Source organism: Streptomyces venezuelae (assembly GCF_008642295.1).
Classification (GTDB): Bacteria; Actinomycetota; Actinomycetes; order Streptomycetales; family Streptomycetaceae; genus Streptomyces; species Streptomyces venezuelae_C.
Map to the genome: position 1 here is coordinate 1 of NZ_CP029190.1, position 17,082 is coordinate 17,082.

Annotated in this window: 15 protein-coding genes and 6 pseudogenes; 12 read left to right on the plus strand and 9 right to left on the minus strand. The window is 68.1% G+C overall.

Going from position 1 to position 17,082, the window contains the following annotated elements; genetic code table 11:
* Positions 1 to 290: 290 nt before the first annotated feature.
* From DEJ50_RS00005 to DEJ50_RS33720, 5 genes and pseudogenes are all read left to right on the plus strand, one after another.
* Positions 291 to 1,123: pseudogene (locus DEJ50_RS00005) on the plus strand (IS5 family transposase).
* Between the two features lie 262 nt (positions 1,124 to 1,385).
* Entirely contained in the window at positions 1,386 to 1,595 is a 210-nt protein-coding gene (locus tag DEJ50_RS00010) for a WD40 repeat domain-containing protein (protein ID WP_223837482.1), read from the plus strand.
* Positions 1,596 to 1,891: 296 nt separating this feature from the next.
* A complete protein-coding gene (locus DEJ50_RS35505; RefSeq protein ID WP_411757567.1) occupies positions 1,892 to 1,987 on the plus strand; it encodes a hypothetical protein in 96 nt (31 codons plus the stop codon).
* A 316-nt stretch (positions 1,988 to 2,303) separates the two neighbouring features.
* Positions 2,304 to 3,310: pseudogene (locus DEJ50_RS00015) on the plus strand (sigma-70 family RNA polymerase sigma factor).
* Positions 3,311 to 3,312: 2 nt separating this feature from the next.
* Positions 3,313 to 3,522 carry a hypothetical protein gene (locus DEJ50_RS33720; RefSeq protein WP_190344170.1) on the plus strand — a complete coding sequence of 70 codons (210 nt, stop codon included), beginning with the start codon at positions 3,313 to 3,315 and terminating at the stop codon, positions 3,520 to 3,522.
* Positions 3,523 to 3,722: 200 nt separating this feature from the next.
* On the opposite strand, the pseudogene DEJ50_RS00025 reads toward DEJ50_RS33720, so the two are convergent.
* From DEJ50_RS00025 to DEJ50_RS35085, 4 genes and pseudogenes are all read right to left on the minus strand, one after another.
* Positions 3,723 to 4,456: pseudogene (locus tag DEJ50_RS00025) on the minus strand (SDR family oxidoreductase).
* Between the two features lie 51 nt (positions 4,457 to 4,507).
* Positions 4,508 to 5,173 (minus strand): nitroreductase, encoded by a 666-nt coding sequence (locus DEJ50_RS00030; protein ID WP_150205299.1) that lies wholly within the window; start codon positions 5,171 to 5,173, stop codon positions 4,508 to 4,510.
* A 536-nt stretch (positions 5,174 to 5,709) separates the two neighbouring features.
* Positions 5,710 to 6,210, minus strand: coding sequence for an MBL fold metallo-hydrolase (locus DEJ50_RS35080; RefSeq protein ID WP_411757663.1), 501 nt, complete (start codon positions 6,208 to 6,210; stop codon positions 5,710 to 5,712).
* Positions 6,207 to 6,611 (minus strand): MBL fold metallo-hydrolase, encoded by a 405-nt coding sequence (locus DEJ50_RS35085; RefSeq protein WP_263399157.1) that lies wholly within the window; start codon positions 6,609 to 6,611, stop codon positions 6,207 to 6,209. The genes DEJ50_RS35080 and DEJ50_RS35085 overlap by 4 nt, the downstream gene beginning before the upstream one ends.
* A 360-nt stretch (positions 6,612 to 6,971) precedes the next feature.
* Between DEJ50_RS35085 and DEJ50_RS00040 the strand changes: the two genes are divergently transcribed.
* The 5 genes and pseudogenes from DEJ50_RS00040 (at position 6,972) to DEJ50_RS00055 (ending at position 10,789) form a co-directional block, all read left to right on the plus strand.
* Positions 6,972 to 7,871 (plus strand): SDR family NAD(P)-dependent oxidoreductase, encoded by a 900-nt coding sequence (locus DEJ50_RS00040; protein WP_150205301.1) that lies wholly within the window; start codon positions 6,972 to 6,974, stop codon positions 7,869 to 7,871.
* A gap of 48 nt (positions 7,872 to 7,919) precedes the next feature.
* Positions 7,920 to 8,240, plus strand: a pseudogene (locus DEJ50_RS34250) (alpha/beta fold hydrolase); the annotation flags it as partial.
* 133 nt (positions 8,241 to 8,373) lie between these two features.
* A complete protein-coding gene (locus tag DEJ50_RS34255; protein ID WP_223838221.1) occupies positions 8,374 to 8,718 on the plus strand; it encodes an alpha/beta fold hydrolase in 345 nt (114 codons plus the stop codon).
* 122 nt (positions 8,719 to 8,840) lie between these two features.
* The gene (locus tag DEJ50_RS00050; RefSeq protein ID WP_150205303.1) at positions 8,841 to 9,419 is read left to right on the plus strand and encodes a TetR/AcrR family transcriptional regulator; all 579 of its coding nucleotides are present in this window, start codon (positions 8,841 to 8,843) and stop codon (positions 9,417 to 9,419) included.
* Between the two features lie 599 nt (positions 9,420 to 10,018).
* Positions 10,019 to 10,789: an MBL fold metallo-hydrolase gene (locus DEJ50_RS00055; protein ID WP_150205305.1), complete on the plus strand. Its 771-nt coding sequence runs from the start codon at positions 10,019 to 10,021 to the stop codon at positions 10,787 to 10,789.
* On the opposite strand, the pseudogene DEJ50_RS00060 reads toward DEJ50_RS00055, so the two are convergent.
* Positions 10,786 to 11,001, minus strand: a pseudogene (locus DEJ50_RS00060) (IS256 family transposase); the annotation flags it as partial. The gene DEJ50_RS00055 and the pseudogene DEJ50_RS00060 sit on opposite strands and share 4 nt — an antisense overlap.
* Before the next feature lie 220 nt (positions 11,002 to 11,221).
* Complete coding sequence (locus DEJ50_RS00065; RefSeq protein WP_150205307.1) at positions 11,222 to 12,643, minus strand: hypothetical protein; 1,422 nt, start codon at positions 12,641 to 12,643, stop codon at positions 11,222 to 11,224.
* A 239-nt stretch (positions 12,644 to 12,882) separates the two neighbouring features.
* On the opposite strand from DEJ50_RS00065, the gene DEJ50_RS00070 reads away from it, so the two are divergent.
* Positions 12,883 to 13,407 carry an SMI1/KNR4 family protein gene (locus DEJ50_RS00070; RefSeq protein ID WP_150205309.1) on the plus strand — a complete coding sequence of 175 codons (525 nt, stop codon included), beginning with the start codon at positions 12,883 to 12,885 and terminating at the stop codon, positions 13,405 to 13,407.
* A 163-nt stretch (positions 13,408 to 13,570) separates the two neighbouring features.
* Here the strand turns inward: DEJ50_RS00070 and DEJ50_RS00075 are convergent, their stop codons facing one another.
* Both DEJ50_RS00075 and DEJ50_RS00080 read right to left on the minus strand, forming a co-directional pair.
* On the minus strand, positions 13,571 to 14,023 hold the full coding sequence (locus DEJ50_RS00075) for a hypothetical protein (RefSeq protein WP_190344172.1): 453 nt from the start codon (positions 14,021 to 14,023) through the stop codon (positions 13,571 to 13,573).
* Between the two features lie 185 nt (positions 14,024 to 14,208).
* Positions 14,209 to 15,423, minus strand: a complete 1,215-nt coding sequence (locus tag DEJ50_RS00080) for an IS110 family transposase (RefSeq protein ID WP_150205310.1) — start codon at positions 15,421 to 15,423, stop codon at positions 14,209 to 14,211.
* Positions 15,424 to 15,809: 386 nt separating this feature from the next.
* Here DEJ50_RS00080 and DEJ50_RS00085 point away from each other — a divergent pair.
* Positions 15,810 to 16,132: pseudogene (locus tag DEJ50_RS00085) on the plus strand (transposase family protein); the annotation flags it as partial.
* Positions 16,133 to 16,198: 66 nt separating this feature from the next.
* Here DEJ50_RS00085 and DEJ50_RS00090 read toward each other — a convergent pair.
* A complete protein-coding gene (locus DEJ50_RS00090; protein WP_150205312.1) occupies positions 16,199 to 16,768 on the minus strand; it encodes an SMI1/KNR4 family protein in 570 nt (189 codons plus the stop codon).
* Between the last annotated feature and the right edge of the window lie 314 nt (positions 16,769 to 17,082).

Sequence of the window (17,082 nt, forward strand, 5' to 3'; positions counted from 1 at the left end):
GGAACCGTTCGCATACGGAGGTCAGCACCAGCACGGAGATCACGGCCTTCGGAGAAGCTGAGACAGCTCCCTGGGCGCGTGACGATCAGCCGACGGATACGTGGCTGGCCACAGCCGGTGCGGACGGAAGCGTAGCGTGTGGGACACGGCGTCCGGAGCGCACGTGCATACCCTCGCCGGCAACACCAGCTGGGTCACCGGCTAGGGTCTGTTGCGAAAGTGGATTTGTTCGTTGATGTCACGTCCTGTGGACGTGGGATCTGACGAATGGCAGTGGGCCCGGTTGAGCCGTGCTGCGCGGGGCATCAAGCCGGCGGCCGCAGGTGTGGACGCGGCGACAGCTGATAGACGGCATACGGTGGCGGACCCGGACCGGTGCCCCGTGGCGTGATGTGCCGGAACGCTACGGGCCGTGGGACCGGGTCTACGACCTGTTCCGGCGCTGGCAGGCGACGGAACCTGGCCAGATCCTCACCCAGCTGCAGGCCGAGGCGGACGCAAGGGCCTGATCACCTGGGAGGTCAACGTCGACTCACCGTCTGCCGGGCCACCAGCACGCCGCCGGAGCGGCGAAAAAGGGATCTCCAGAAAGAGCCGCCTGGCGGGTCTTCGTCGAGCCGGCCGACCACGCCTCGGACGTCCCGAGGCGGCCTGACACCAAAATCCACCTTGCCGTCGAGCAAGGCAGAAGCCTTGTCGGTGGTGATCACCGCCGGGCAGCGGGGCGACTCTCCGCAGTTCGAGCCGGTCCTGGAGGCAATACGGGTGCCCCGGGTCGGGCTCGGAAGGCCGCGCAAGCGGCCGGACCGTGTGCGGGCCGACAAGGCGTACGACTCCCGGAGCAACGCTCCTACCTGCGCAGACGCGGAATCAAGGCCACCATCCCCGTGCCCGCGGACCGGGTCCGCAACGCCTCAAGCGCGGTTCCCGCGGCGGGCGGCCGCCGACGTTCGACAAGGACGACTACAAGCAGCGGCACGCGGTCGAGTGCGGGATCAACCGCCTCAAGCGCCACCGCGCCGTCGCCACCAGGTACGACAAACTCGCCGTTCGCTACGAAGCGACCGTGCTGGTCGCAGCCATCAACGATGGCTGTGACCAGCACTTTCACAACAGGCCCTAGTCGCCGATCCGAACGCCGCATGGCTTGCCACCGTCAACCGCGACGGCACGACACAACTGTGGAGCACCGCCTCCTGGAGACGGCTGCGCACTCTCGCCCTGCCGAGCGGAGCACCGGCCACCTGGTCCCCGAACGCCGTACGCGCGACCGGTACGAGCCCTGATGGCGCCCTGCTCACCACAGTCGACTCCGCCGGCACAGTGCGCACCTGGAACACAGGCGATGCACCCTGCTGACCACCACGACCTGCGGTACGGGCCCAGTGCGCGCCGCCACCATCAGCCCGGACGGCAGATGGCTCGCCATCGCCAGGGGCACCGGCACGGTGAGTCTGCACACCATCGATACCAGCACCGAGATCCAGACGCTGACCGTCCATCGGCGGGCAGTGGACGCCCTGTCCGTAAGCCCCGACGGCGTATGGCTGGCCACCATCAGCGCTGACGGCACCACGCGGCTGTGGACGCTGTGACCGGTTCCGAACTCAACGCCCTGACCGGAATCGGTCATGCACGGAGCATCGCCATCAGTCCCGACCGCACTTGGCTCGCCGCCTCAGCGCAGACGGTGCGGTACGCATCTGTGACACGTCCGTGGACACGGGGTCGACCAGCGAAAGGCGCCCGGCCGTAGCCGTACGCACCCTGGCGATCAGCCCTGACGGCACCTGGCTCGCGACGACCGGCGACGACGGGCTGGCTCGCACGTGGAACCCCGCGACAGGGGAGACGATGGGAACACTGACGGCCATCGCGGCGACCTCGAAGCGTGGCCATCAGCCCGGACGGCACCGTGATCGCGACGAGCGCGAGAGACGGATCCGTACGGCTGTTCAACCGCATCACGGGGCAAGAGTCGGTCTGACGTGGGAAACCAGCCACAAGCCCACGGATCTCCCCCAGGCCGGTCCTGGGCCTGATACGGAGGGCCGCCGCCCAGTGGGGCACCTGGCCGACCAGGCGGCCGACGACGTCAAACATCTGGTGCTGCAGGAGGGTCCGGACGAGGTCGAGGCCTACGTCAAGTCCCTTGTTCCGTGTCCGCGATCTGTATGAACACCTCGGCCTGCCCACCGACGAGCCCTCCGAGGATTGGTCGAGGGCCGCGATGGCGGCCAATCGACGTGTCGATGGCAGTGGACGACCAGCGGTAGTAGTCTTCCACGCTTGTTCGGTCGAAGATGGGCAGTGGCGGCGACACGATTCGACGGGGGCAGGGCGTGACGGATTCCGGTGTGGATCTCAAGCCGGGTGGCACAGATGGTCTCGGGGAGGCCCTGGCGGTCTTCACGAAGGTGCGGCCACGCCTGTTCGGGATCGCGTACCGCATGTTGAGCAGCGCCACCGACGCCGAGGACCTGGTGCAGGAGGTCTGGCTGCGGTGGCAGGTGTGCGACCACCGTGCGGTGCTCAATCCGGACGCGTTTCCTGGCGACGACGACGACCCGGCTGGCCATCAACGCACTCCAGTCCGCGCGGGTGCGGCGTGAGACGTACGTCGGGCCGTGGTTACCCGAACCCGTCGACACGAGCGCGGACCCGTACCTGGGCGCCGAGCGCGGTGAGGCCTTGGAGCTCGCGACGCTGATGTTGATGGAGAAGCTCACACCCAACGAACGAGCCGCCTACGTGCTGCGCGTGGCATTCGACTACGGCTACGGGAAGATCGCCGAGGTCCTGGAGTCGACCGAGCCCGCGGCGCGTCAGCTGGTCAGCCGGGCCCGCAAACACATGACGGGCGAACGGCGCAAGCCTGTGACCGCCGCGCACAGCGGCAGCTGCTGAACACCTTCCTCACGGCCGCCCGCTCCGGCGACATGACCACGCTGGAGCGGCTCTTCGCAACGGACGTGGCCAGCCTGTCCGACGGCAACGGCAAACTGGGGGTCGCCGTCGGTCGATCGTGGGTGTGCGGCGGGTGACGCGGTTCATGAAGGCGATCTCCGTCTGGTTCTGGGACGGGCTCGACGTGCGCTGGGCGAGCACGAACGGGCAGACGTCCGCCGTGCTGCTGCGCAACGGCGCCGAGTTCGGCGTGCTCACCGTCAGCGCCACCGCCGAGGGCATCGACCGGGTGATGTGGATGTTCAACCCTGAGAAGATCGCGACGGTGTCCGACCCGGCTGGGGCGTCGACGTCACCGACCGATGTGGTAGCCGGTCACAGGCGTGGGATACGAAAGAACTGAGGATGCCCGACCGGCTTGAGGACGTCGTACGCGGGTTTGCCCAGGCGTGCCTGCGAGGCGATGCTGCCGCGGTCCGGGCCGCCCTGGATGCCGATGTCGTCGCCGTGTGTGACAGCGGCGGGAACGTGCCCGCCGCCATGGGTACCGTTCACGGAGCCGAGGACGTCGCGGACCTGGTCGCGGTCCTGCTGGGTGGCCGGGCACCGAGCTGACCGTCGAGTCCGTCAACGGACGCGCCGGCTGGCAGTGCGCCGCGGACGCAGTACCCACGCGGTGATCGGCGTCGAAGAGGTCTGCGCCAGGGTCACCAGCCTGTGGATCGTGCTCAACCCGGCCAAACTTCACCGCTGGCACAGGCCTCCGACGGCGCCTTGACGGGCCCGCGCGAGATCTGCCGCGCGTGCCCGCCGGGTCAGCGTGCGAGCCAGTCCTGATAGGTCGTCTTCGCGATGACGGCACCGGGCTGGGCGATGAGGGCCTCCCCGCGGCGGCGGCGAACATGCCGGCCGTGTCGTCGGTGACGACGGCGCGCTGGTCGCCGTGGGCGGCGAGAGTGATCCTGCCCAGCTCGTCGAGCCGGAACACCTCGGGGCCGGCGACGTCACGGGTGCCCCTCAGCGGGGCACCCACGCTCACGTCGGCCACGGCCTGGGCTACGTCGGCCGAGGCCATGGGCTGGACGAGCGTGGCAGGCAGGCGGACCGTGTGCTCGTCGGAGGTCCACGACAGCGCCGAGTCGATGAACTCGAAGAACTGCGTGGCGCGGACGATCGAGTACGGCACGGGGCCGGCCTTGAGGATGTTCTCCTGCAGCACCTTGGCGCGGTAGTAGACCAGATCCGGCACCAGGTCGGCGCCCACGATCGAGAGGATGACCGCGTGGCCGACGCCGGCGGCCTCGGCGGCTGTCACCATGTTGTCCATAGTCTGCTGGAAGAACGCGGGTGAGGCTTCATCGAAGGTCGGCGAGTTCGTCAGGTTGACGACGACATCGGCACCGCTCAGCGCCTCCGCCAGTCCCTTCCCGCTGAGCAGGTCCAGACCGGTGGACGGGGAATGCGGCACTGCCTCGTGTCCGGTCGCATTGAGGATCTTGACGACCTGCGATCCGATCAGCCCGGTCCCACCGATGACAGCAATCTTCATTTCTTCGCCCTTTCGTTCCGATTTCCTTGAGGAATGGTGGAGCAACGGCTTCTAGACCTCGACGAACTTAACCGTCTCGCCGAGTGGCGCCCGGCCGGTCCGGGTGTGACTCGCCGTGACATCTGCGAATCCGATCGACATTCCGCAGAAGAGGATGAGTTCGTGCGGGGGTGACAGGATTTCGGCGACGGTCCTGTGGAACTTCGCCCACGCCATCTGCGTGCAACTGTCCAGCCCTTCGGCGCGCAGCAGCAGCATCGCAGTCTGCAGGTACATGCCGAGCTCGGACCATTGGGGCCGGCCCATGGTGCGGTCGATGTAGCAGAACAGGGCGGCGGGCGCGCCGAAGCAGTCCCAGTTCTCGGCAGCGGCCCTCTGGCGCGCTTCCACGTCCTCACGCGGGATGCCCAGTGCGCCGTAGCGCTGCTCACCGAAGTCGGCTCGGCGCTCGTGGTACGGGGATTTCAGTGCGGGCGGGTACATCTCGTACTCCGGCTCGTCCCAGGGATCGCCCGCGGCGAGGCGCTCGCCCGCACGCCTCTTGAGTTCCGCCAGCGGGGCGCCGGTCACCAGGTAGGCGTGCCACGGCTGGAGGTTCGATCCGGACGGCGCCCAGGCCGCCGCGGACAGCACGCGCTTCAACACCTCCTTCGGGATGCGCCGGTTGGTGAACCCGCGAACCGCCCGTCGGCTCATGACCGCCTCGTAGACGTCCACAATCTCCTGCCTTCCAAGCTGATCAACAGATCCACCCGGTCGGGGAAGTCCCGTTCTTCTCTGTTCTCGTGCGGCGGATTGCCGCACGAGGCGCGTTGAAGGGCGGGCGGATCTCCGGTGCGGTCAGGGGCGGGGCGCGCGGCGATCCCGCCGCTGCTCCAGCTCCTCCGCGCTGACAATGCTCATCCTTCGGCGCCTTCCGGCATCGGCGGGGCGCCGGCGACGGTGGCAACCACCTCGATGCGGGGCGGCGGTGTGGTCGCGTGGGGAGTCACGAGGTGGTGCGAGTGTTCGATGGTCATGGTTGCCTCATCCTTCGGGGCGGGTCGGTGCTCTTCCCTCCGCTACGACAAGGCGGCGGCGAGTCGTGTGACGACGACGGGTGCCGCCGCTCGTGGACGTCGACGAGCCGGCCGCGGCGCTGCCCGGGCGATGGCAAGTGGGCACTGCTCCACCCTGCTCACCCGTGAACCAGGGCTGCGCATCACGGCCGGAAGTCCACGCGCTGTTCACACGACGGCTCCGGCCAGAGTCGGTCAGTAGTCCCAGACGGCCGGCACGAAGCGGAAGGCGTTGCCGGCGACCGCCACGTGGCAGACGGACGGGAACGGCAGGTGGGTCGCCAGCAATCGCTCGCCGCTCGCCGCCATCTCCATCAGGAGACGGACCCGGACGCGGGCTGATTCCTCGGGGTCGTGCTCGAAGCCGCTGAACCAGCCGGGCTGGTCGAACCCGCACTGGAATACGGCATCGCCGCCGAACGTCAGCCGGTTGCCACCGGATTCCAGGCGGACGATGCTGTGGCCGGGGGTGTGACCGCCGGTGCGGATGATCGTCACTCCCGGCGCCACCTCCTGCTCCGTCTCGAACGGCTTCAACTGGCCGCGGTACACCTCCAGGAACTTCGAGGCGGTCGCACGCAGCACCGCCGGCACCGCTTCCGGCATGCTGGTGCGGGAGAAGTCGGGCGCTTCCCAGAACTCGGCCTCGGCGGAAGCCAGGTGGACCCGCAGGTCGGTGCGGAGCCGGCCCCTCAGCCCTCGACGAGCAGCCCGCCGATGTGGTCCATGTGCAAGTGGGTGAGCACCACGTCGGTCACGGACGCGGCGTCGATCCCGGCCGCTTCCAGCCGCATGGCCAACTGGCCGACCCGCGGGAAGCCAGGGAACTCCGACCCCAGCCCGGAATCGATGAGGATGGTCCTGCCACCGCTGCGTACGACGCCCACGTTGATCGGATAGACGAGCATCTCCGGCAGGAAGTTCTCACCGAGCCAGGCCGACAGGTCGGCCTTGGCGGCGTTGGTGGCCAACGTCCGGGCGTCGATCTGCATCGTTCCGTCGCTGATCACCGTCACGTCGATGTCGCCGACGTTCAACGCGTAGCGGGACGGCACCAGTTCGTCGTGCACTGGTGCGTCGGAGTGTGCGAGCTTCATGGTGTTCTCCTCGTGACGAGCGTCGACCGAAGACACCGACGACGCCATGGGGTACGCCGTCCGGTCACCCCCTATGACCGGACGGCATCCTGGTCTGTGACAGCCGCTCCATCCCCCTCGCCTCCGCCTCGCCTGACCGATCACCTCCGGGATCGTCCCGAGCGGTTCCCCGACCCGGCGAAATCGGTGACGTTTGCACACGTCAGCGGCTTGCTTGCGCGTTCGAGGTGCTCACCGGCCCGCGCCGGCCGCAGCGACGGCGGCGCGCCCGAACCATTAACCGGATAGGTCATCCGTATGCTGCTACCATCCCCAACTAACCGGATTAACTATCCGATTGCCTGCCGGGTGGAGGAACTCATGACGAAAACAGCTGTGGTCACGGCCGGAACGGGCGGCATCGGCCTGGAGACGGCGCTCGGGCTGGCAGCCGCCGGGTTCGCGGTCACCGTGGTCGGGCGCAACGCCGAACGGGGAGCCATGGCGGTCGAGCGGATCAACGCGACGTACCCTGCGCACCCCGGCCGGTTCCTGTCCGCAGATCTCGCCTCGCTCGACCAAGTGCGCGCGCTCGCCGCCAGGATCGCCGCCGACCACGCCGCCTCGGGGGAACCGCTGACGGTGCTGGTCAACAACGTCGGAGCGATGTTCGCGCGGCGACGGGACCTGGACGGCGTCGAGGCGTCGTTCGTGGTCAACCACCTCTCGCCCTACCTGCTGACGGAACTGCTGCTGCCCACGCTCACGGCCGGGGCGCCGAGCCGGATCGTGAACGTGACCTCCCGCGCGGTCGGCGTGGCCAAGCGGGTGTTCGACGCCGTCGAGCCGCCCGGCGGCTACTACGGCTTCCACTGGTACGGACGCGCCAAGCTCGCCAACCTGGCCTACACCCTGGACCTGGCCGCCCGCCTGGACGGCACGGGCGTCTCCGTCTTCGCCGCCGACCCCGGAGGCGCCGCGACCGACATGACCGACGGTACCTTGACCGACCCGAAAATCGTCTCGCCTGCCCTGCGGCTGCTGTGGCCGCTGGTCCGCCGCACGTTCGCACGCTCCACATCCGGTCCGGCATCCGCAGCGGCCAGGCCCTCGATCGTCGCTGCCACCGATGCGTCCCTGACCGGACACACCGGCGTCGTCATCGGCGCCCAGGCCCACCCGGTCGCCCCGTTCCGCGCGGCGACCGACCACCGCCTCGCTCAGGCCGTACGCCGCCTCAGCGAAGCCCACGCACCCGCGACGGCCGCCGCACGCACGTGAGCACGCCACCCGTTCGCAACGCGCAATTCGTCATATGAGGAACCGACCATGACCCTGACCGTCCCGACCGCCTATGCCCGCACCGTGCACGGCTCCGGCCCCGGCCTCCTCCTCGCCCATGGCGCGGGCGGAGGCATCGCGGCCGACTACGGGCCGATCACGGAAGGGCTCGCCGCCCGGCACACCGTCGTCGGAGTCGACCACCCGGGCTCCGGACAGACCCCCACGACGCCACCCCTGGAGCTCGACGACCTGGCGAACCAGCTGGTCGCCGCGGCGGACACCGAAGGGCTCGACACGTTCGCCCTCTGCGGATACTCACTCGGCGGCCCCGTCGCGATCCGCGCCGCCGTCCGCCACCCGCACCGGGTCACCCGGCTCGTGGTGAGCGCGGCCTTCGCCCGCACCGACACCAGAACCGACCTGGCCGCCGCGATCTGGCACCAGCTCTACGCATCCGGACAGCACCTCCTGCTCGCCCTACCCGGCCCACCTGGCCCACGTGGCCCTGAGCGCGCCCGTGCTGAACTTCCTCACACCCGACCAGGTGCGCGCAGCCGCCGAGCAGACCGCCTCGGCCCTCCCGGCCGGCACCGGCGCCCAGGTGGACCTGGTCCGCCGCGTCGACGTCCGCGCCGACCTGGCCGCGATCAGCGTGCCGACTCTCGTGATCGTGACCACCGGCGACGCCCTGATACCGGTGTCCCTCCAGCGCGAGCTGGCTACGACCATCCCCGGCGCGCAGACCGCCGAACTCGCCACCGGGCACCTGCCCTTCCTGGAGCAGCCGAATCAATGGCTGGAGATCATCACGCATTTCCTCGACCGGGAGCAGGACCGGTCCTGACGGCTCGGGTGGGCGGGCCCCCGGGGCCGCCCACCCCGGACACAGGCACGCCACCTCGGGACCACGCATATGATCGAAGGCCGAGCCTGTGTCATCAGACGAGCGACCTGGACTGCCCACCCATGACGACGCCACAACTGCGCAAGGACGCCGCCCGCAACTGGGACCGGATCGTCGCCATCGCCCGCGACCTGGTCGACCAGGGCACCGCATTGCAGCTCAACGACATCGCACGCCGCGCGGGCCTCGGCGTCGCCACGGTCTACCGGCACTTCGCCACCCCCGAGGCGCTGCTGGAGACCGTCGCCACCCCCTGCCTGGAATCCCTCGCCGCACACGGCCGGCGCGCCCTGGACGATACCGACCCCTGGCGCGCGCTGGAGGGCTATCTGGGCCGCATCGTCGAAGCACAGGTCGCCGACGCTGCCCTGGCCCCCGTCGCCGCCGCGGCCACGGACGCCCTGCCGCGCACCACGGAACTCAAGAAATCACTCGCGTCGGCCGGCACCGCACTCCTGGAACGGGCTCGCGAGGCCGGAGCGGTCCGCCCCGACCTCGCCACCACCGACCTCGTCCCGCTCATGTGCGGCGTCGCCCACGCCGTGAACGTCCACGGCGGGACCCCCACCGACCGCGTCGACACCGCACACCGCTACCTCGCCACGCTGCTCGAAGGCATGCGCATCACATCGGACAGGTGATCGCCGTCCGTCGGGGGCTACGAGCGTCCGCCGGCCCGGGCGCGGTCGCGGCGCCACTGGACGGGGTGCACCGTTCCCCACATGCTGTACGGATGCTTCGACGCCTACGACGCCCCTGGCAGGACGGCAAGCGCGGCAGAACCCGGACGTAGCAGCCCGCATGAACGACTTCTACGACTCGCTCTCCTGCAACCGGAGAGGGCATCCGCCCAGGACGTGGCGCTCAAGTAGGTCCCACACCCTTCAGGTGTCACTCGACTACGACACCAGCGAGAGGAAGATCCAGCTGCACCTCTCCTGCTCGGCTGGGCAAAACCAGCCTGGCTGGGAGCGATCACTCCAGGCCAACGCGGCACCCGTCCCAGCGCCAGTCACGCGTCGTCGCCGGGGCCGAGGCTGAACCAATCCTGCCTCTTGATCGAACGGACTGGCTTGGATGGGAAAGGACTAAGTTCGCTGTCAAAGGACAAGGCCGCTGTCCGGTTCTCAGTGAAGTTGGTCGCGGGATCGCATGGACCTGCACGGACTGGATTGAGTGAGACAGCTTCCGTGAGGAGCAATCGTCAAGACCTGTGGATCGCGTGTTCTAGGATCTTGGGATGAGTGACGAGCTTCTCCACCTCACGGTTCTGGGCTGCGCAACGCCCTACCCGAGCGTGGACAATCCGTGCTCCGGCTATCTCGTGTCGAGCGGGGAGACTCGTATCTGGGTGGACGCGGGCAGCGGGACGCTCGGCCCGCTCCAGCGGCATGTGCGGCTGGATGAGCTCGATGCGATCTGGATCTCGCATCTGCATGCCGATCACAGCGCGGACTTGCTCACCGCGTACTACGGCGCTTTGTACGCGGACATCCACCTCGTAGCGCCGATCCCTCTCTATGGGCCGCCTGGAATCGCCGACCGGCTGGCCAACTTCCTCACCAACACTCCGGCCCGCAGCCCGATCGAATCGGCCTTCACCGTCACCGAGTTGCACGACGGGCACCAGGCGGCCATCGGCTCGCTCCGACTGACCAGCCGGGCGGTGTCGCACGGCATCCCCGCCTTCGCCGTGCGCATCGAGGCGGCCGGCAAGTCGCTGGTGTACTCCGGGGACACGGCACCGTGCCCGAGCCTCACCGAGTTGGCCGAGGGATGCGACGTGCTGTTGTGCGAAGCCGAGAGCGCGCAGGCACCGGTCGAGGGCGACCAGGTGCACCACACGCCCGAGGACACCGGCGACACAGCCAGCACGGCAGGGGCGGGCCGACTGATCGTCACACACGTCGGCCGCTTCCTCACGCCGCAGCAGGCGGTGGCGCGTGCCTCGGCGCGCTTCGAAGGTCCCGTCGACTACGCCGCGCCCGATGCGACCTTCTCGATCGGCTAGGCCGCAGCCTCTCGAGGCCGTTCGACGAGCTGGCCGCATTCGAAGCGGGCTCCGGCGCGGACGAGGGCGACGAGGTGAGGTGCGTTCACTGCTCGCCAGCGGACCTGGGCGGACTCGACGAGTTTGAAGACCATCGCAAGGGCTGCGGCTCGGGATCCGGCGCCCTTGGTGACCTTGGTCCGCAGACGGACGGTTGCGAAAGTCGACTCGATGGTCGGCCTCGGCGGCTCCTGCGGATCCCCCTGGCGACTCGTCGGCATCGGCTGCGGTAAGAGCGCTGAGCGCCCTCCTCGCGAGGCAGCAGGAGGTTCATCGTGGCGAAGCGACGAAGCTCCGCAAGGCCCTGGGAGTCGCGCAGGGCGAGAACCTGGAGCTGGGTCGGCGCCTGGCCCGTCATGAAAGCGATTGAGTGATGGTGGCCCTGGGTGAGGGTCAGCCCACGGACGCACTCCAGCCGGCTCCGGCCGCGACGAGCAAGGCGCCCTGGTGCAAGTCGAGGCTGCAGGCAGTAGTGGGCTTCCCCACCTGGACGAGCGGGCCGGGCCCCTGGAACGCGGCGGCGTGGAGGCGGAAGGAGTTCGGCTCGGTGCAGCCGACAGTCCGCAGTCGCCAAGGTCCCGAAGAGCTCTTGTCAGTGCTGGGCGGCAGAGCGAGTTGGAGCTGCGCGGCGGCCGGACGCTCTGTCTGGTAGTCGGTGTGTGCCGCCGTCCAGGCGGCCATGACGAGAGCTGCCTGCGAAGGCGTGCCGGACACGGGCGAGCCGTCGGTGAGGGAGGGAGGTGTTCGTTCGGGCGCCCGGGGTGTCTCGATGATGTCCGGGCGGCCTGCCTGTTCCCTGAGGACCGCGACGAACCAGCGTGTGAGGCCCGGCCCGCCCTGGCCGGCCCAGGCTCGGATCACGTCCTGGAAGGCCGCCTCACGGCGGCGGGCGCCGCGTTGTGACCCGGCGGCCAGGATCGCTGCACCCGCTCCTGAGAAGGCTCGGCACAGCTTCAGCACGGGGACGCGATCCGCATGGGCGGCATAGCGCACCGAGCGGAGCTCCAACATGGAGTGGTGCAGAAGCACGGCGGCAGCGTGCGCGTCGGAGCTCAGATCTCCGCCCGGCGGCCGAACCAGGCGGCCCGACCCGCCGGTTCGGGGCGGGGTGACCGCATCCGCGCGTCGACCAGCGGTCGACAGATGCCATGAACGGTCGTCCAGGTGGTACTCGCCACCGGCGGCGCGGAGCCGACCGCCCGGGCCCAGGGAAATTCCGACCTCCCGCACTCCGGCATCCAGGATCACTCCCTGCGTGTCGGAAAGACCGAAGGCGATGTCGGTGACACCGTCCAGCCACACGTTCAGCACAGCGGGGGGCGCAGGCTCATCGACAGGAAACTTTCGATCAGTGACCAACTGGAGAAAGGCGGTCAGGCGAGTACCGGCACGCTCTACCTGCAGGTGGCGGACGGATGCCGTCGCCAGATCGTAGTCGGGGACCAGTTCGTCCACGTTCTGGCGTGTAAGCCTGCATTGCGGTGTCATGACGTGTCCGCGGTAGTCGCGGCCTGGCGTGTGCGGCTTGGCCGGTGGTAGGAGCGATTCGATGTCGTACCCGGCAATCGCGGCCTGCTCGGTCATCCATCCGCGCCGCCGCTCGCCGAGACCGGCCATCCACTCCAGCACGGTCGTCGCCCGTCGGTCACGTTCATCGGCGCTGGACGTGCTTGCGGCCCAGAACAGCGGAAACAGATTGTTGTCCCACACATCAGATGCCGCGCGAATGGTTTCCCTGTCGAACACGCGGACGTCTGCCGCAGCCTCCGTCATCTGCTCCAGCGAGCGGTCCAGGAGTGCTGCCAGCACGGACATGGCCGACGCGGGACGCGGCGAGCGCGGTACATCGGACGGTGGAGGGGCAGGTATGACCACGTCGTGATCGTCGCACATCCTTGGACGCGGGCAGGGAATCAGCATCAGCCGCGAGACTCCCAACCTGATCACGGGCCTTCGACACGCCAGTGGCACGGCCTCCGAAGAGTCACCGAAGATGGAGAACCGGTTCCCACGCGAGGCCACGACTGGCTGGACTACGAAAAACGAGAGAGACCATGACCGCCCTTGAGCGACTTCGACACCTCGTGCAGCCGTCGAGTAGGGGTACCCTTATCGACTGGGACGACATCGCGGCGGCGTACGGCACCCGATTCCCGTCCGACTACAGGGACTTCCTGTCCGTCTACGGCAGCGGCGAAATCGACGGAATACTGGCCGTCTTCGCCCCGAGCACGGACCCTCACTTTCCTTCGCGTCACACCTCGAGGCTTCCGGCGGATGTTCTCGACCTACCGGAGGTCGACGAGTGGAACGACCCGTTGCACGCCGAGCTCTACGGCCCGGCGGACATCATGGTGTGGGGGGAGACGGTCGAAGCGGACGTGCTGGGCTGGATCACGAGCAGCGACGAACCCGGCACGTGGCCTGTGGCTGTCTATGCGCACGGCGGTGAGTGGACGGTCTACGACTGCACCATGACGGAATTCCTGCTGCAGCTCCTCACTGGAGAATTCGATGGGAACCCGACAGGGCTGACGCTTTTGTTCGGAAAAGGTAGCGCGGAGTTCACCACCGGCTGACAGGTCAGGAAACAGGAACAGGACACTGTCTCCGGTGCCTCTCTGGGGGCGGTTCGTGAGTTTTGAGCGGCTCTGTCGTCGCCTGATGGTGTGGGCGCGGGGCGGAATCGGCCGGTCCGCAGGCGCTCCTCTGCTGGTGTGTCGAGGAGGCTTCCCAGTCGCCTCAATGTTCGCGCCACGCGGTCCTGAGGGCTTCGAGCTCGGTGCGGGGGAAGTGCTCACCCCACTTGCCGCGGTACGCGCTCTCGCCGTACTCCCTCACAACCTCGTCGAAGCATCGGATCACTGCTCGGGCAACCACGTCGATGTTCTGCTGGGCGGACCAGATCTCGGTCCCCTTGTTGTCGTGGTCACTGCCGTGGGCCAGCTCCAGTACGCGGATCCACACGTCGATGCCTTCACGGCAGAAGATCCACCGGAAGGCGGTGGGTTCGGCCTCGAACTGTGCTCGCGACTCGGTTTCGCCGACGATCAGACGTGTTACTGCCGTCAAGAGATCTTCGGGGGCAGCGGTGACGTATGAGGCCGTGACTTCGGCTTCCGCCTGGTGGTCGCTGACGGTGCAATCGGCCCAGCCGCGTCCGGACAGGACCCAAGCGAGACGGAGGTGGGCCATCCTCATTCTCCTCCTCCAGTGACGGGTCCCTGCGCTGACCACCGAGGGACCTCGCCCACATCCGAGTGTGGCGGACGGCGAGACTGCTGGCCAGCGGATTCTCTGCCGCTCAGTGAGCTCTTTCAGAGTGGCCACTGATTCCCAATGGTGTTGTCAAGCGGCGGTAGTGACCCACTGTGGTCGGGTCATATCGCTGTCGCGCCTGCGCGGGCCGCAGCGGTCTCGAAGAGCTTGTGGTCGCGCAGGAGGGCCCAGAGCACGTTTAGGCGGCGCCGGGCGAGGGCCAGGACGGCTTGCTTGTGGGACTTTCCCTCCGCGCGTTTGCGCTGGTAGTACCGCTTCGATTCAGGGCAATGCACGGCGGCGACCTGGGCAGAGAGATAGAACATTCGTAACAGTCGCCTGCTGTAGCGCCGGGGCCTGCGGAGGTTACCGCTGACCTTGCCCGAGTCACGGGGGACCGGGGCCAGGCCGGCCACACCGGCGAGCCGGTCGGAGCTACCGAACACGGACATGTCTCCACCGGTAGCGGCGATGAACTCGGCGCCCAGCGTCATGCCGATGCCGGGCATGCTGGTGATCACCTCTGCGTCGGGATGCTCCCGGAACCGGGCCTCGATCTGGGCTTCGAGTTCCGAGATTTCCTCGTCGAGGGCCGTCACCGCTGCGGCCAGCGTGTGGACCATCCGCGCGCAGGTCCTTTCCCCGGGAACGACGGTGAACTGGGCTTCTCCGGCGGTCACCGCGGCCTCGGCCGTGCTCCTGGCAGCGGTGCTGGTGCGCACGCCGTGGTTCTTCAACCAGGTCGTGAGCCGCGACCGGCCGATCCTTCGCAGGGCTGCCGGGGTTTGGTAGCCGGCCAGCAGAATCAGCGCGCTCTTGGAGGTGCTCAGATCGAAGGCACGCTCCAGGGCGGGGAAGTACTCCAGCAGCTGCGCGCGGAGGCGGTTGATCGCGCGAGTGCGGTCGGCCGCGAGGTCGATCCGGCGCGCGGTCAGAATCCGCAGGTCTACTGCGATCTCACCGAGCTCCTGCAGAGGCTGCAGGTCACGGCGCATGCGGGCGGTGTCGGCGATGATGAACGCGTCCTTCGCGTCCGTCTTCCCGCTGCCCCGGTAGGCCGCTGAGGCGTGGTGCACGGTCCGGCCGGGGATGTAGAGCAGCTTCTGGCCGTGGTTGACCAGCAGCGCGATCCACAATGAGGCCCCGCCGGCGTTCAGGTCGACGGCCCAGGTGACCAGGCCGCCGTCGGCTATCCCCAATACATCACCGAGGAGTTCGAGCAGTTCAGCCTCGCTGTTCGGCACACGCCGCGACAGCAGCGTCGTCCCGTTGGCATCGATGACCGTGCAGTGGTGCTCGGCCTTCCCCGCGTCCGTCCCGGCCCACAATTCCGGCACCGATCCTCCTCCGACGTGGTGTTGTGTCCCACCAGCAGACGACCTCGCCGACGCATCCATACGAGCGATTCAGTTCGCGTATCCCAATTAGCGGCCGAGTCGTCGCGGGGTGCCGGGCGGCCAATCAGTGGAAGCCACATCATCGGCTATCGGGTGACAGCCATACCCAGCACCCCTGGATGCTCCGATCCTACGAATGACCGGAACGGCCCACGACGAACGGTATGGATCGGGTGACGGGCCAGCGTCCCGCAACTCACGAGGCTCCCGTGCCGTTGAGAGAGGTGTTCGACCTAACAAATCATCAGCGCAGGAGCCTCGTTGGTTCCCCGTTCTGCCGCACTTGACCTGCCGCACGCCCTGGTCGAGTGAGTATCCATGCTCATCTGCCCGGCCGCACCCACGACCTGACCGCGGCCCGCACCCACCGCATCATCCGGATCTGCGAACGCCAGGCCGTCCCCGTCCTGTGCCGACCGCGCCTACATCGGGGCCGGCCCGTGGGTGACCACGCCCATCAGACGGCTTCCCGGCCAGGACCTCACCGCAACCCAGCAGACAATCAACCGAGCCCTGTCGGCGGCACGAGCACCGGTCGAACGAAGTCGCGCGGCTCAAGTCCTGGCAGGTCTTCCGCCGGGCCCGCTGCAGCCCGAACCGAATGACCGTCGTCGCCGCAGCCATCCTCATCCTGGAACGTCAACGCTGATGAATCTCATTGCCGTTCCAGGGTGAGGACGGATTGGCAATGGCCGTCATCCAGTTGGGAACCGTCTCACGACCAGACAAGTCGACCTTCGTTGAATCGACAGACCGGGGAGATTCCATCGGCGATCCTCGTCAGCGTCTCCGCTACGGAGTCGAAATACTGGGCCATCGATTCGTACTCGCCCGTGACCGTGGGGCCACCCACGAACCAACTGCCGACGCGCCCGTCCCGCACATCGATGAACTTTCCCATCCAGCCGTCCTGGTCCGACAGGAACGGGATCCACTCGTTACGCCAGAACGGACTGTCCGGCTGGTCCGGAGGGTCGAATCCACAGCGCGTGGAACGGTTCGCGTAGAGCCTCTCCATCGCCCGGATGCCCAGAAAGAAGCTTCCCTCGTCGGGGAACCCGTCGAAGCCGCAGCATGCCACGTCGTCTTCGACGTCTTCCTCCGGCAGATCCAGATTGTTCTGCAACAGCCACGTCCGCAGGTCCCCATGCAGGGCGATCCCCATCCGTTCCTCGGCTGCCGCGAGCATCTGCTCCGTAGCGGGCCCTGGCAGATCCGCGTGATCCGCCGGCGCGTGCTCCCGAAGAAGACTCATCACACGCAACCAACTCTCAGCCACACTCATCGCCCTCTGCCCTCTGTCCTCTCTACAGGGATGCCTCCGTCCGACGACGCCGCTGCGGAGGTTGGGAAGTACCGGCCGGAAAACCTTGCAGGGATGGTACTTCGAGCATGCGTCCCCCATCCCTCCCCACGACGATCTTCCGACCCGAAGCGCTGGGCCGGCCCCTCAGCGGAGTGACCGCCCGCGACTTTTCACAGACAAACCACCGTGCCCGGCAGGCCCAGCCTCGGAGCTTCCAGGACTCAAACGACGGCCAAGGCGTCACCCTGGAGCGGTGAAGGGGGCTGCCGCACGATCGGGGGACATCTGAACTC